Here is a 13,334-nt window from a genome sequence, read left to right on the forward strand (position 1 = left end):
GCGCGACTACGCGCCGGTCCGGTCCGTTCCGTCCGTGCCCGCGACGTCCGTCGCGTCCTTGGCGTCGCCCTGCTTCAGTGCGCGCTTCTCGTCCTCGGCCCGGAGCTTCGCCTCGTCGGCGATCTGCCGCTTGGCCGCCGTCGCGTAGATGTCGACGTACTCCTGGCCGGACAGCTTCATGATCTCGTACATGACCTCGTCGGTCACCGAGCGCAGGATGAAGCGGTCGCCGTCCATGCCCTGGTAGCGGCTGAAGTCGAGCGGCTTGCCGATCCTGATGCCCGGCCGCATCAGCCTGGGCACCACCTGCCCGGGCGGCTGGATCTTCTCCGTGTCGATCATCGCGACGGGGATGACGGGCGCACCGGTGGCGAGGGCCACCCGCGCGAGACCGCCGGGCTTGCCGCGGTAGAGGCGGCCGTCGGGCGAGCGGGTGCCCTCGGGGTAGATGCCGAAGAGTCCGCCGCTCTCGATGACCTGGATGCCCGCCTTGATGGCCGCCTCACCGGCGCCGCGCGCCCCGGAGCGGTCCACCGGGAGCTGGCCCACGCCCTTGAAGAAGGCAGCGGTCAGCTTTCCCTTCACCCCGGGAGCCGTGAAGTACTCGGCCTTCGCGATGAAGGTGACCTTGCGGTCCAGTACGGCCGGCAGGAAGAACGAGTCCGAGAACGACAGATGGTTGCTCGCGAGAATCGCGGGTCCGTGCGCGGGGATGTTCTCCAGGCCCTCCACCCACGGCCTGAAGGCGAGCTTCAGAGAGCCGCCGATGGAGAACTTCATTGCGCCGTAGATCAACTCGGGTGCCTCCTGTGTGCTGTCGGTCAGACCATAACCTGTGGGATCGTCCGGCCTTCCGCCCGGCATGGGGCCGCTCGTGCGGCCCGCGAGCGGTGACGGCCCTGGTCGGTGTCGGTCCGGTCGCGTACGGTGAAGTAATCCTTCTTCGCACTCCCTTTTCGCACTCCCTTTTGAGACATAGCCTCACGAACAGGAGACCCCCGGTGCCGGTCCTCCCTGGAGCCGAGCCGTTCCGCCACGAGGGCGGAGAGGTCGGCGTCCTTCTCTGTCACGGATTCACCGGGTCGCCGCAGTCGCTGCGCCCCTGGGCCGACTACCTCGCCGAGCGGGGACTGACCGTCTCCCTCCCCCTCCTGCCGGGACACGGCACCCGCTGGGAGGACATGGCCGTCACCGGCTGGCAGGACTGGTACGCGGAGGTGGACCGGGAGCTGCGCGTCCTGCGGGAGCGGTGCAGCCAGGTCTTCGTCTTCGGACTCTCCATGGGTGGTGCGCTCTCGCTGCGGCTGGCCGCGAAGCACGGGGACGCGGTCGCGGGCCTGGTGCTGGTGAACCCGGCGAACAAGGTGCACGGCCTCTCGGCGTACGCCCTGCCGTTCGCCCGTCATCTCGTGCGTACGACGAAGGGCCTCACCAGCGACATCGCGATGGCCGGCGTCGAGGAGGTCGGCTACCACCGGGTGCCGCTGCACGCGGCCCATTCGGTGCGCAATTTCTTCCGCCTGGTCGACGCCGAGCTTCCGCAGGTCACCCAGCCGCTCCTGCTGCTGCACAGCCCGCAGGACCACGTGGTTCCGCCCGCCGACTCCGCCCGCATCCTGAGCCGGGTCTCGTCGACGGACATCGAGGAGATCCTGCTGGAACAGAGCTACCACGTGGCGACGTTGGACCATGATGCGGAGCGGATCTTCGAGGAGAGCTACTCGTTCGTCGGCCGCCTCGCACCCAGCGTCGGGAAGAAGGGGAGCACGTCCGGTGGCTGAGCACGACGCGGAGCGCACAGGCAGTGACGAGGAGCGCGAACCGCGTCCCACGGAGGGCACCGGTGCCCCGGAGGGGACCGAGGGTGCCCGGCCGGTGGACGAGGACGCGGCCTGGGAGGCGATCGTCGCGGGATACGGCGAGGAGCCGCCGGACCCGCCGGGCGCGAAGCCGTTCAAGTCGATCGAGGACCTGGCCCTCCTGGAGGACGATCAGCTCAACGTCCTGGAGCCGGACGCGGGCACGAGCGACGACGCGGACAAGGGAGCGGGCAAGCCCAAGCCCGCGAAGCCTCCGGAGAAGAAGGCGCTGGGCAGCTCCGTCGTCTTCGCTCCCGGTGTGGCCGGCCCGCGCGACTACGAGGTCGAGGAGCCGAAGAACGGGGACACCGACGGCTCCGACGACGGCGAGGAGGGGCATTTCGTCCCGCCGGAGCCCCCGCCTCTGCCGGAGGCCGATGTCACGGCGAAGTTCGCCTGGCTCGCGGTCGTCGGTGGTCCGGTCCTGATGCTGATCGCCGTCCTGCTGCAGTGGGAGATGACGTGGTGGCTCACCACGCTCTGCATCGGCGGCTTCCTCGGCGGCTTCGCGACGCTGGTGGCACGGATGCCCCACGACGACGACGAGGACGACGACCCGGGGCGTGGCGCGGTCGTCTGACGCCTCGCGTGTGAGGTGACGGCCCGTCCGGTCAGACCGGCCGGGCCGTAGCGGACAGGGCGGGCACCCGGAGTGCCGCCAGCACCGGCAGGTGGTCCGTGGCCGCCCGCAGGTCCGCGTCGGTGATCCCCGGGAGGCCCGACGGAACACCGCAGCCGAGCACCTCGACGCCCTCCGTGGCGAAGACGGCGTCGATACGCCGCCGGGGGTCGTCCGGTGAGAAGGTGTGCTCGCCGCCCCACGGACGTACGGCCCGGCAGTCCTGCAGCCGCCCGGCGAGCCGCTCGAACGCCGGTCCTTCCGGCCCCTCGTTGAGGTCGCCCGCCGCGATCGCGTGGGGTACCCGCATGGCGTCCAGCCGTTCGAGCAGCAGGTCGGCCTGAGCGAGACGTTCCTCGCGCTGAAGGCTGAGATGGCAGCTCAGGAGTCCGATCCTGGTACCCGCGATCCGCACGACCGCTGTGGCGAAACCCCTGCGGTGCAGACCGGGCGTGAGCGGCAGCAGGACGTCCTCGGTCCGCTCCACCGTGGCCCGCAGCGAGCAGAGCAGCATGGGGCCGGCCGCCGTGGCGCCTCCGGACAGGATCACCAGATCGGTCGCCGCGGCGAGTCTGGCGGCAGCCTTGCGCCAGCGGAAGAAGCGCGGGGCCTCCTGGACGAACACCAGGTCGGGACTGGAGGCGCGGATCACGCGGGCCAGAGCCGCGGTGTCGTCACGCATGGACCGGATGTTGTAACTGAGCACTCTGACGACGGCTGAACCGTCCGGCTCGGTACGGGAGTCGGGCAGCGGCGTCATGACCATGTCCTCACGATACGACGGACGCCCGCCGCTCCCCAGAGGGCGCGACGGGCGTCCGGCTGCGCTGTGGATCAGCCCTGGCGGGCCAGGTCGGCCGCGCCCACCAGGCCGGCCTTGCCGCCGAGCTGAGCGGCGAGCACCTGCGCGTGCGGGCGCCATTCGCCGCCGATCAGCCAGCGCCGGAAGGACTTGCGGATCGGGTCGAGGACGAGTTCGCCCTCGTCCGAGACGCCGCCGCCGACGATGAACGCGGAGGGGTCGAAGAGCGAGGCCAGGTCGGCGAGTCCGGCTCCGGCCCAGCGGGCCAGCTCACGGAACGAGTCGACGGCGACCAGGTCGCCCTGCCGGGCGGCTGCGCTGACGTGCTTGCCCTCGATGCCCTCCACCGTGCCGTCGCCGAGCGACAGCAGGATCGCGGCGTTCTCCGGGGTGGCGTTGGCGCGCTGCTTCGCGTACCGGACGAGCGCGCGCCCGGAGGCGTACTGCTCCCAGCAGCCCTGGCTGCCGCAGCCACAGAGCAGGCCGTCCGGGACGACCCGGATGTGGCCGAACTCGGCGGCCACTCCGAAGCGTCCGCGTCGCAGCTTGTTGCCGATGATGATGCCGCCGCCCAGGCCCGTGCCGAGCGTGATGCAGATGACGTCGTCGTGGCCCTTGCCCGCGCCGAAGCGGTATTCGCCCCAGGCGGCCGCGTTGGCGTCGTTCTCGACGACGACCGGCAGACCGACCCGCTGCTCGACCTTGTCCTTCAGCGGCTCGTGCCGCCACTTGATGTTCGGTGCGAACAGCACGGTGGCGCGCTTGTCGTCGACATATCCGGCGGCCCCGATGCCGACCGCCTCGACGTCGTGTCCCTCGCTCGCTCCGGCCACCGCTGAGCAGATGGCGTCGACGATGCCTTCGGCCGTCGGCGGGGTCGGTACCTTGAACATCGAGAGGATCTGGCCCTCTTCGTCGACCACTCCAGCCGCGATCTTCGTGCCGCCGATATCGACGCCGATGGTGAGTCCCATGAATCCCTCAGTTTCGGTCGAGCCCCGCTACGGCCAACCGTACCCGAGGCAGGGCAGGCCCTGGGCCTTCTGCCTCCGGCCCGGGGTCAGTCCAGGTCGATCTGCTCGCTGCCGCCGGCGCCCTCGTCCCGCGGGTCGGACGGGTCCTCGGCGGCCTTTTTCGGGGTGCCGGCCCCGCCAGCGCCTTCGGTGGTGCGGGTCCAGCGGGCCTCCTGGCCCTCGACGGCCGAGCGGTAGGCGGCCAGGAGTTCGTTGCCCGCTGCTGCGAGATGGTCGAAAAGGTCCGGATTGCGCTCGATGACGGGCTCCACCGCGGACTTCGCCTGCCTGATCACCTGCTGGACCGCGCCCTGGGCTGCAACGCCGAGCAGCGGTGACTGGAGCGAGGCGACCTTGTCGGCCACGGCGTCGACGAGCTTGCGCAGCTCCTCGGCGGCGGATCCCGGCTGCGGTCCGTACTGGGCGCGGCGCCTGGCCTTCTCGGCTTCCAGGTCCTCGGCGCAGGCATCGGCCCACGCGTCGCCGTCGGCGGGACGATCGGTGGCTTCACTCATGGCGGGCTCCTGCGGCAAGGGTGACGTAGTACCGACGTTACCCGAACGGGGTAAACCGTTCACCGGTTCCGGGGCCATAGCGCCGGATCCGGGGCGAACCGGACACGCAGCACGCCGTCGGTGAGCGCGGCCCCGGAGACGGTGCAGCGGCGCAGTCCGGACTCCAGGCGCACGATCCGGTGGAACGGGCCGACGGTGAGGAGGAGTTCGTCGCCGCGCCGGACCAGATGGACGTCCTTCTTGTCGGCTCCGGGCAGCGGCAGGCACCAGACGAGGACTCCCTCGGCCGGATCGCCGGAGGTCTCGGACGCGGTGTCCGCCCGGGTGTCCTCGATCCACCACGGGTCGCCCGCGTGGCCGGGTGTCCGGACGTCGGGGGCGAGGCCGCCGAGCAGGGCCAGGTCGTCGGGGCCGTGCGGGTCGTGGCCGAGGTGGGCAGCCTCGCGCAGTGTTCCGGCGGGCCATTCCTGCGCCCAGTGGCCGAGGCACTTCTCCTGCTGGGCGGCGAGACCGGCGAACCAGGGGTCCGAGGAGTGCCGGGGCAGCACCCGGCTGGCGACGAGCGCGTCGGCGCGCAGACCTTGGAGCGCGAGCCCAGTGCGGGCGGTGCGCAGTGCGTCCTCGGCGGCCGTGCCGGGCTCGGCGACCAGGCGTACGGTCGTCGACCCGTCCTCGATCAGGGCCTGGACCGCGGCCAGCTCGCCGTCCTTGCGGGCGGCCGCGTCGTAGAGCCACTGCGCGGGTGCGGGGACCCCGGCGAGCTGGGCCAGTACCGGGCGCAGGGCCCGTGCGGCCTGGCGTTCCTGCGGCAGGAGGCGACGCAGGTAGCGGCGCAGCTGCTCGGGCAGGGCGAGTACGGCGAGGGCTTCCGGCAGCGGCGGCAGGTCGACGACGAGGACGTCCGTGCCGTCCTTCGACCAGTCGCCTGCCGCGGCGCGGTGCAGGGTGTGCAGGAGCGCGAGCTGGGCGCTGCCGGGCAGTTCGGTGAGTTCCTCGCCGTCCAGGCGGTTGGCGCCGAGCAGGCCGAGGACCCCGGACGCCCGGTCCTGGAGGGCGAGGAGTTCGCCGCGGAAGTGCGCGCCCGAGTCGATGCGGGCGTACCGCAGGCCGTCGGTGACCTCGACGGGTTCCGTACCGGCGGGGAACCCGGGCACGGCGTCGGCGGAGACGAGCAGGGTGCGCAGACCGGCGCGGGCCGCGGCGAGTGCGGTCGCCGCCGCGACCGTCGTACGGCCCGCACCGCCGGGGCCGGTGACCAGGACCGTACGCACGCGGTCAGCCCCGCGGGACGGACTCGACGCGCTTCTTCAGTCCGGCGAGGGCGCGGTCGATGATGACCTTCTCCGCCTTGCGCTTGATCATGCCGAGGAGCGGGATCTTGACGTCGACGGCCAGCCGGTAGGTGACCTCGGTGCCGTCGCCGACGGGCGCCAGGGTGTAGGAGCCGTCGAGGGCCCGCAGCATCTGGGACTTCACGAGGGTCCAGCTGACCTCGTTGCCGCCGGTCCAGGTGTAGGCGAGGACGTGGTCGTCCTTGATGGCTCCGGCGTCCAGCACCAGGCGGACCTGCTCGGCACGGCCCTGGTCGTCGGCGGCCAGCACCTCGGCCTGCTTCACCTCGCCGGTCCACTCGGGATAGCGGTCGAAGTCGGCGATCACTCCCATGACGTCGGCCGGTGCCGCCTCGATCATGATGCTCGAGCTGGTGTGTTCAGCCATCGCCGTGGCCCTCCAGTGCGGTGTACCGGTCGCGTTCGGCAGAGGTCTGCCGCGTGCAGGCTATCGCGTACAGGAGGCTCGTCGTTCCGCGGTCCGCGTCACCACTCCAGCGCCCATGGCCGCCCGGTGGAGGCGAAGTGACCCACGTTGACACACTCGGTGACGCCGATCCGCATCCGACGGGCCAGCGGCTGGTGAACATGGCCGAAAAGCGCGTATCGCGGACGGGTGCGCCGGATGGCTTCGAGCAGGGCCACGCTGCCCCGCTCGAAGCGGCGCGCCACCGTGTCGTACGTCAGCTCGGGGACGTCGGGCGGGATGTGCGAGCAGAGCACGTCCACAGGTCCGAGCGCCTCGACCTTGGCGGCGTACTCCTCGTCGCTGATCTCGTACGGAGTGTTCATCGGGGTCTTCAGGCCGCCGCCGACGAAGCCGAAGACGCGGCCGCCGATCTCGACACGTTCGCCGTCCAGGACGGTGGTGCCGGGTGCCGCGTACTCGGGCCAGAGGCCGGGGATGTCGACGTTGCCGTAGGTGGCGTACGTCGGGGTGGGCAGGGCGGCGAACATCTCCGCGTACTGCTTGCGTACGGCGGCCACGATTGCGGTGTTGCGGTCCATGCCCGCCCACAGGGAGCGGCCGAAGGCGCGGGCCTCCTCGAAGCGGCGGGCGGTGCGCAGTTCGACGATGCGGTCGGCGTTCTCCACGCCGAAGAGGTCGGGGAAGATGCCGCGCGAGTGGTCGGCGTAGTCGAGGAAGAGCACCAGGTCACCCAGGCAGACGAGGGCGTCGGCGCCGTCTCCGGCGCGGGCCAGCGCCTCCGTGTTGCCGTGCACGTCGCTGACCACGTGGATGCGCGTACCGCTTCTCCCGGTCGCGCTTCGGCCGTCCACTCCGCTGCCTCGCATCCGATCACCCTAGATCTCGGTCCGCCGCCTGGGTAGGGGCGGCCGGACCTGCGGTTACTTCCGGGTCGTCACAGGGGTGCACTACTGTGCGCGGAAGGCCCACCTCTATGTGTGATGCATAAGACATCTGGCCGGAACCCCCTATCGGGAACCACGTACCGGTGGGTAACGTCCGGCCAGTCCAGTCGTGCTCACCCCACGGAGCACGTGCCAGTCTTGGACCGCATCCGGTGCGTCACACAGAGCCGTGGCACCGGAGCCCGATGAGGAGCAGCAGTCTTGCGCGAGTTCAGCCTTCCGGCCCTGTACGAGGTCCCCTCGGACGGCAACCTGACGGATCTCATCCGCCGCAATGCCGCTCAGCATCCCGAAGTCGCGGTGATGAGCCGCAAGGTGGCCGGCGTCTGGACGGACGTCACCGCCACCCAGTTCCTCGCAGAGGTCAGAAGCGCGGCCAAGGGCCTGATCGCGGCGGGCGTGCAGCCCGGTGACCGCGTCGCCCTGATGTCGCGCACCCGCTACGAGTGGGTGCAACTGGACTTCGCGATCTGGAGCGCCGGCGGGGTCACCGTCCCGGTCTACGAGACCAGTTCGCCCGAGCAGGTCCAGTGGATACTCGGCGATTCGGGTGCCGTCGCCGTCCTCGTGGAGAGCGACGCCCACGCCGAGTCCGTCGCCTCCGTACGCGACGCCCTCCCCGGTCTGCAGCACGTGTGGCAGATCGACAAGGGAGCCGTCGACGAGCTCGTCGCCGCCGGGGCCCAGGTCTCGGACGAGACCATGGATCTGCGCACGGTGAGCGCGAAGGCCGACGACCCGGCCACGATCGTCTACACCTCGGGCACCACGGGCCGCCCCAAGGGTTGCGTGCTGACCCACCGCAGCTTCTTCGCGGAGTGCGGGAACGTGGTGGAGCGGCTGAAACCGCTGTTCCGTACCGGCGAGTGCTCCGTACTGCTCTTCCTTCCCGCCGCGCACGTCTTCGGCCGGCTGGTCGAGGTCGCCTCGGTGATGGCGCCCATCAAGCTCGGCTGCGTGCCTGACATCAAGAACCTCACCGATGAGCTGGCGGCCTTCCGGCCGACGCTGATCCTCGGTGTCCCCCGGGTCTTCGAGAAGGTCTACAACTCGGCTCGCGCCAAGGCGCAGGCCGACGGCAAGGGCAAGATCTTCGACCGGGCCGCCGACACGGCGATCGCGTACAGCCGGGCACTGGGTACGCCGCAGGGCCCGTCCCTCGGTCTCAAGCTCAAGCACAAGGTCTTCGACAAGCTGGTCTTCGGCAAGCTGCGGGCCGTGCTCGGCGGCCGGGGCGAGTACGCGATCTCCGGCGGCGCACCGCTCGGCGAGCGGCTCGGGCACTTCTACCGGGGCATCGGCTTCACGGTCCTGGAGGGCTACGGCCTGACCGAGACGTGTGCGGCCACCGCCTTCAACCCGTGGGACCGGCAGAAGATCGGCACGGTCGGTCAGCCGCTGCCCGGTTCGGTCGTCCGGATCGCCGACGACGGCGAGGTGCTGCTGCACGGCGAGCACCTGTTCACCGGCTACTGGAAGAACGAGACGGCCACCGCCGAGGCGCTGGCCGACGGCTGGTTCCACACCGGTGACATCGGCACGCTCGACGAGGACGGTTACCTCGCGATCACCGGCCGCAAGAAGGAGATCATCGTGACGGCGGGCGGCAAGAACGTCGCCCCCGCGGTGATCGAGGACCGGATCCGTGCCCACGCGCTGGTCGCGGAGTGCATGGTGGTCGGTGACGGCCGTCCGTTCGTGGGCGCGCTGGTCACCCTGGACGAGGAGTTCCTGGGCCGCTGGGCCGAGGAGCACGGCAAGCCCGTCGGCTCGACGGCCGTGTCGCTGCGCGAGGACCCCGAGCTGCTGGCCGAGGTGCAGCGCGCCGTGGACGACGGCAACGCCGCGGTGTCCAAGGCCGAGTCCGTACGCAAGTTCCGCATCCTGGCAGCCCAGTTCACCGAGGAGGCGGGCCACATCACGCCGTCGCTGAAGCTGAAGCGGAACGTGGTGGCGAAGGACTTCGCCGACGAGGTGGAGTCCATCTACCGCGCCTGATCGGGCAGTTGCGCGAAGGGCCTGTCTCCTGACCGGAGACAGGCCCTTCGGCGTAGGTGAACTGACGCTGCGTCAGGCTCTCAGAGCAGTGCCTTGAGCCGTTCGGCGAGCAGGTCCCAGCGCCACTTCTCCTCGACCCAGGCCCGGCCCCGCTCCCCCATCCGCCGCCGCAGTTCCGGGTCGCCGAGCAGCGTGACGATCCGGTCGGCTGACTCCTCGGCGGAGCCGCCCCGCACCACCCAGCCGGTCTCCCCGTCGAGGACGGCGTCGGGCGCGCCGCCCGAGTCACCCGCCACCACCGGCAGTCCGGTCGCGGACGCCTCCAGGTACACGATGCCGAGGCCCTCGACGTCGAGGCCGCCGCGCCGGGTCCTGCACGGCATGGCGAAGACGTCACCCGCGCCGTAGTGCGCGGGCAGTTCTTCCCACGGCACCGGTCCGGTGAAGCGGACCGAGTCGCCCACCCCGGTCTCGGCGGCCAGCTTCCTCAGCTGCCTGGCGTACGGTCCGCCGCCGACGATCAGGAGGACGGCGTCCGGCACCCGCGCCAGGATCGCGGGCATGGCGAGGATCAGCGTGTCCTGGCCCTTGCGCGGGACGAGGCGCGACACGCAGACGACGACGGGCCGGTCCGTGAGCCCGAGCCCGGCTCTGACCCTGTCCCCGCCCGAGGCCGGGTGGAAGGTCTTCTCGTCGACCCCGGGCGGCAGCTGGACCATGCGGGCCGCCGCTTCGGGGGTGAGCGCGGCCGCTATCCGCGAGCGGGTGTACTCGCCGAGGTATGTGATCGTGTCCGTGCCCTCGCCGATGCGGCGCAGCAGCTGACGGGAGGCGGGGAGCTGGGCCCAGCCCGCCTCGTGCCCGTGAGTGGTGGCGATGATCCGGCGCGCACCGGCCCTGCGCAGGGCCGGTGCCATCAGACCGAGCGGGGCAGCCGCGCCGAACCAGACGGACGAGCAGCCGTGTTCGCGCAGGAGCTGTACCGCTCGACGGGTGACCCCCGGGGTCGGGAGGAGCATCGTCGTACGGTCGCGCACCACGGTGAAGGGCTGCTCGGCGTCGAAGGCCGCGGTCGCCGCGGCACCTTCGGGTCCGCGCTTCCAGGTGGAGGCGTAGACGACGAGCTGCCCGGGGTCCACGCGCAGCGCCATGTTGTGCAGGAACGCCTGGATACCACCGGGCCGGGGCGGGAAATCGTTCGTCACGATCAGGGTCTTGTCCATCGCCGCCGACAGTACCGAACGGCCCCGCTTCATCGCGCCGGCACCGTCCCGCCGGGCATCATGGCTCCCCGAACCACCTCCTAACCGGATGAGGCTGGCATGACGGGAGCAACCGGCACACGACTCTCGCTCGCCGTGTGGGCCCTCACCAGAGCGGTGCTGCTGCTCTGCGTCCTCAAGGTCTTCACGGTCCCGGGACCGGACGTCACGAGCGACGTGTCGGCGATCTACCGCGGCTGGTACGAGGTGCTGCGGAGCGGCACCTACCCGGTCGACGACGTCACCTGGCAGTACCCGCCCGTGGCCGCGCTCGCCGTCCTCTCCCCCGCCCTGCTGCCGTTCCTGGACTACCCGTCGGCCTTCTACGTCCTGGTCCTGCTGTGCGACGCGCTGGTCCTCGGCCTGCTGCTCCACGCGCGGCGGCTGCCCGGCAGGAGCGGCGCCGGGGCCTGGGTGTGGGTGGCGGGGGTGCCGCTTCTCGGCCCCACCGCGTACGCGCGGTACGACCTGATGGTCACCGCGGTCGCGGTGGCGGCGCTGCTGGCCGGGGTGCGCCGGCCACGGCTGCTGGGGGCGCTGGCCGCCTTCGGGGCGCTGCTGAAGGTGTGGCCCGTCCTGCTGCTGGTGGGCACGGCGCGGGGCCGTGCGAGCCGGAGCGCGTGGACCGCCGCCGCGACGACGGCGGCGGTGCTGGCCACGCTGTGCGCGGCGGCGCTGCCCGGCGCGTTCGCGTTCCTGTCGTTCCAGCGGGACCGGGGTACCGAGATCGAGTCCCTGGGGGCGCTGGTGTTCCATGTGGCCCGGCAGTTCGGCTGGCAGGGCGGGGTGGAGCTGCGTTACGGCTCGATGGAGTTCACCGGCCCGTACGTCCCGCTGGTCTCCACGCTCGCCATGGGGCTTTCGGTCCTCGCCCTCGGCTGGCTCCTGGTGTGGCGGCTGCGGGCCAGGACGTTCACGGTGCGTACCCCCGCGGACGCGGCGTTCACGGCGGTCCTGCTGTTCACCACGACCAGCCGGGTCATCAGCCCGCAGTACATGCTGTGGCTGGTCGGCCTCGCGGCGGTCTGCCTGGGGTTCCGGGGCGGGCGCATGGTGCTGCCGGCCGGTCTGGTGCTGGTGGCCACGGGCGTCACGCTGCTGGAGTTCCCGCTCGGCTTCGCGCATGTGGCCGCCAGCGACGCGGAGGGGGTGTGGCTCCTCGTCGTACGCAACGGGCTGCTGGTCGCGGCCTCGCTGACGGCCGGGCGGCGGCTCTGGCGGGAGACCGTGCCGGCCCGGTCCGGGAGCGGGCCGGGCGCGGAGTCCGCCGAAGGTCCGGAGAACCGTCAGCCGAGCCGGGCGGCCAGATAGTCCCGCCAGCTCGCGCCGAACTCCTGCGGGGTCGTGCCGAGCACCGTGTGCAGCGCCTGCTCCACCGCCCCGTCCCGCCCTGGATGGCCCCCCACGGCCCGGTAGAAGGCGATCAGCTTCTCCGCGCCCCAGTGGTCCTCGATCAGCTCGCAGGCCATCCAGCCGCCCTCGTAGGCCCTCGCCAGCTTCCCGGCGTCGCCGCCGAAGCCGAAGTCCGCGTCGACGGGCAGCTCGGCGGGCAGCTCGCCGCCACGGACCGCCTCGGCCAGCTCGGGCGCGATCAGGTCGGCCGGACGGTCCTCGTCCCGGTAGGCGACCCAGTCGGCGAAGCCCTCGGAGAGCCAGACCGGTGTGGACGGGGACGTGTGGACACGGGTCGCCACATGGGTGGTCTCGTGGGTGAGGACGACCTGCTGTCCGAACGTGCCGAGGACCGTGTACGCCTGCGGATTGACGATGACCCGGTCGGCAGCGCCGGGCGCCTTCCCCGAGCCTCCGACCTCACCGGTGGTGACGGCCGCTATGCCCCGGTAGCTCGCGGCCGGCGAGCCCAGCAGCCCCGCCATGTCCTCCACCGATCCGGGGACGAGCACGACGACCCGGCGCGCCCAGGAGTCCGGCCAGGCGGCGGTGACGGCCGGCACGGCGCGGTCCGCGGTGTCGGCGACCCGGCGCAGTTCCTCCTCCGGGCGGTCCACCCCGAGGACGAGGCTGTGCCTGCCCCGGACGACCTGGACGTCCCCCTGCTGCCACAGCTGGCCCGCGGCGCCCGCGGCGGGCCGGTCGGCGGCGATGTACCAGCGGCCGTCGGTGTCGTCCCGGGCCAGCTCCAGGGTTCGGGCGGCGGACACGGGCGCACGGTCGTAGCCGTCGATCCGGTAGCGGAGGTCGACGTCCGCGGTGGCCCGGCCCGTGCCGTGCGGGGTCACGGTCCTCACCTCGTACGACCACGACTTCAGCGGTACGTCGGCGAGGTTGGCCAGCTCTGTGCGCTGGGCGGCCCGCAACGCCTTGGCCTTCGGGGAGAGGACGGCCAGGAACGCGGCGGGGTCGTGGTTCAGGACCGCGCCCGCGCGGCGGTCCAGGGTGGCCCGGATCTCCTGGGCGGCCGTGTCCCGGGCCGGGTCACCGGGGGACGCGCAGGCGGACGCGAACAGCAGGCAGGCGAGCACGGCGCCCGCCGTACGCCGTGCCCGGACCCGCTCCCGTACCGCACCATGCCTCTGAACAGCCATCCCGCCGATCGTACG

At 71.8% G+C, this 13,334-nt stretch carries 13 protein-coding genes; 4 read left to right on the plus strand and 9 right to left on the minus strand.

Annotated features, from left to right (window positions below):
- Positions 1-6: 6 nt before the first annotated feature.
- On the minus strand, positions 7-795 hold the full coding sequence (locus AB0C82_RS18830; protein ID WP_362842931.1) for a lysophospholipid acyltransferase family protein: 789 nt from the start codon (positions 793-795) through the stop codon (positions 7-9).
- A 206-nt stretch (positions 796-1,001) separates the two neighbouring features.
- On the opposite strand from AB0C82_RS18830, the gene AB0C82_RS18835 reads away from it, so the two are divergent.
- Positions 1,002-1,781: an alpha/beta fold hydrolase gene (locus tag AB0C82_RS18835; protein ID WP_362842933.1), complete on the plus strand. Its 780-nt coding sequence runs from the start codon at positions 1,002-1,004 to the stop codon at positions 1,779-1,781.
- Positions 1,774-2,439, plus strand: coding sequence for a hypothetical protein (locus tag AB0C82_RS18840; RefSeq protein WP_362842936.1), 666 nt, complete (start codon positions 1,774-1,776; stop codon positions 2,437-2,439). Before AB0C82_RS18835 ends, AB0C82_RS18840 begins: the two co-directional genes overlap by 8 nt.
- A 31-nt stretch (positions 2,440-2,470) precedes the next feature.
- Here AB0C82_RS18840 and AB0C82_RS18845 read toward each other — a convergent pair whose 3' ends face one another.
- From AB0C82_RS18845 to AB0C82_RS18870, 6 genes are all read right to left on the minus strand, one after another.
- Positions 2,471-3,244 (minus strand): endonuclease/exonuclease/phosphatase family protein, encoded by a 774-nt coding sequence (locus tag AB0C82_RS18845; protein ID WP_362842938.1) that lies wholly within the window; start codon positions 3,242-3,244, stop codon positions 2,471-2,473.
- A 68-nt stretch (positions 3,245-3,312) separates the two neighbouring features.
- Positions 3,313-4,254, minus strand: coding sequence for an ROK family glucokinase (locus tag AB0C82_RS18850; RefSeq protein ID WP_362842941.1), 942 nt, complete (start codon positions 4,252-4,254; stop codon positions 3,313-3,315).
- A gap of 86 nt (positions 4,255-4,340) precedes the next feature.
- Positions 4,341-4,808, minus strand: coding sequence for a DUF5304 domain-containing protein (locus tag AB0C82_RS18855; protein ID WP_362842944.1), 468 nt, complete (start codon positions 4,806-4,808; stop codon positions 4,341-4,343).
- 59 nt (positions 4,809-4,867) lie between these two features.
- A complete protein-coding gene (locus AB0C82_RS18860) occupies positions 4,868-6,079 on the minus strand; it encodes an ArsA-related P-loop ATPase (RefSeq protein WP_362842947.1) in 1,212 nt (403 codons plus the stop codon).
- A gap of 4 nt (positions 6,080-6,083) precedes the next feature.
- Complete coding sequence (locus AB0C82_RS18865) at positions 6,084-6,527, minus strand: SRPBCC family protein (protein WP_362842949.1); 444 nt, start codon at positions 6,525-6,527, stop codon at positions 6,084-6,086.
- Between the two features lie 98 nt (positions 6,528-6,625).
- The gene (locus AB0C82_RS18870) at positions 6,626-7,435 is read right to left on the minus strand and encodes a metallophosphoesterase (RefSeq protein WP_362842952.1); all 810 of its coding nucleotides are present in this window, start codon (positions 7,433-7,435) and stop codon (positions 6,626-6,628) included.
- Positions 7,436-7,714: 279 nt separating this feature from the next.
- Between AB0C82_RS18870 and AB0C82_RS18875 the strand changes: the two genes are divergently transcribed.
- On the plus strand, positions 7,715-9,511 hold the full coding sequence (locus tag AB0C82_RS18875) for an AMP-dependent synthetase/ligase (RefSeq protein WP_362842955.1): 1,797 nt from the start codon (positions 7,715-7,717) through the stop codon (positions 9,509-9,511).
- An 80-nt stretch (positions 9,512-9,591) separates the two neighbouring features.
- Here the strand turns inward: AB0C82_RS18875 and AB0C82_RS18880 are convergent, their stop codons facing one another.
- A complete protein-coding gene (locus tag AB0C82_RS18880; protein ID WP_362842957.1) occupies positions 9,592-10,734 on the minus strand; it encodes a glycosyltransferase family 4 protein in 1,143 nt (380 codons plus the stop codon).
- Between the two features lie 99 nt (positions 10,735-10,833).
- On the opposite strand from AB0C82_RS18880, the gene AB0C82_RS18885 reads away from it, so the two are divergent.
- Entirely contained in the window at positions 10,834-12,084 is a 1,251-nt protein-coding gene (locus tag AB0C82_RS18885) for a glycosyltransferase family 87 protein (RefSeq protein WP_362842960.1), read from the plus strand.
- On the opposite strand, the gene AB0C82_RS18890 is transcribed toward AB0C82_RS18885, so the two are convergent.
- Positions 12,060-13,319 (minus strand): hypothetical protein, encoded by a 1,260-nt coding sequence (locus tag AB0C82_RS18890; protein ID WP_362842963.1) that lies wholly within the window; start codon positions 13,317-13,319, stop codon positions 12,060-12,062. The genes AB0C82_RS18885 and AB0C82_RS18890 overlap by 25 nt on opposite strands.
- Between the last annotated feature and the right edge of the window lie 15 nt (positions 13,320-13,334).

Source organism: Streptomyces sp. NPDC048560 (assembly GCF_040650955.1).
Taxonomy (GTDB): Bacteria; Actinomycetota; Actinomycetes; order Streptomycetales; family Streptomycetaceae; genus Streptomyces.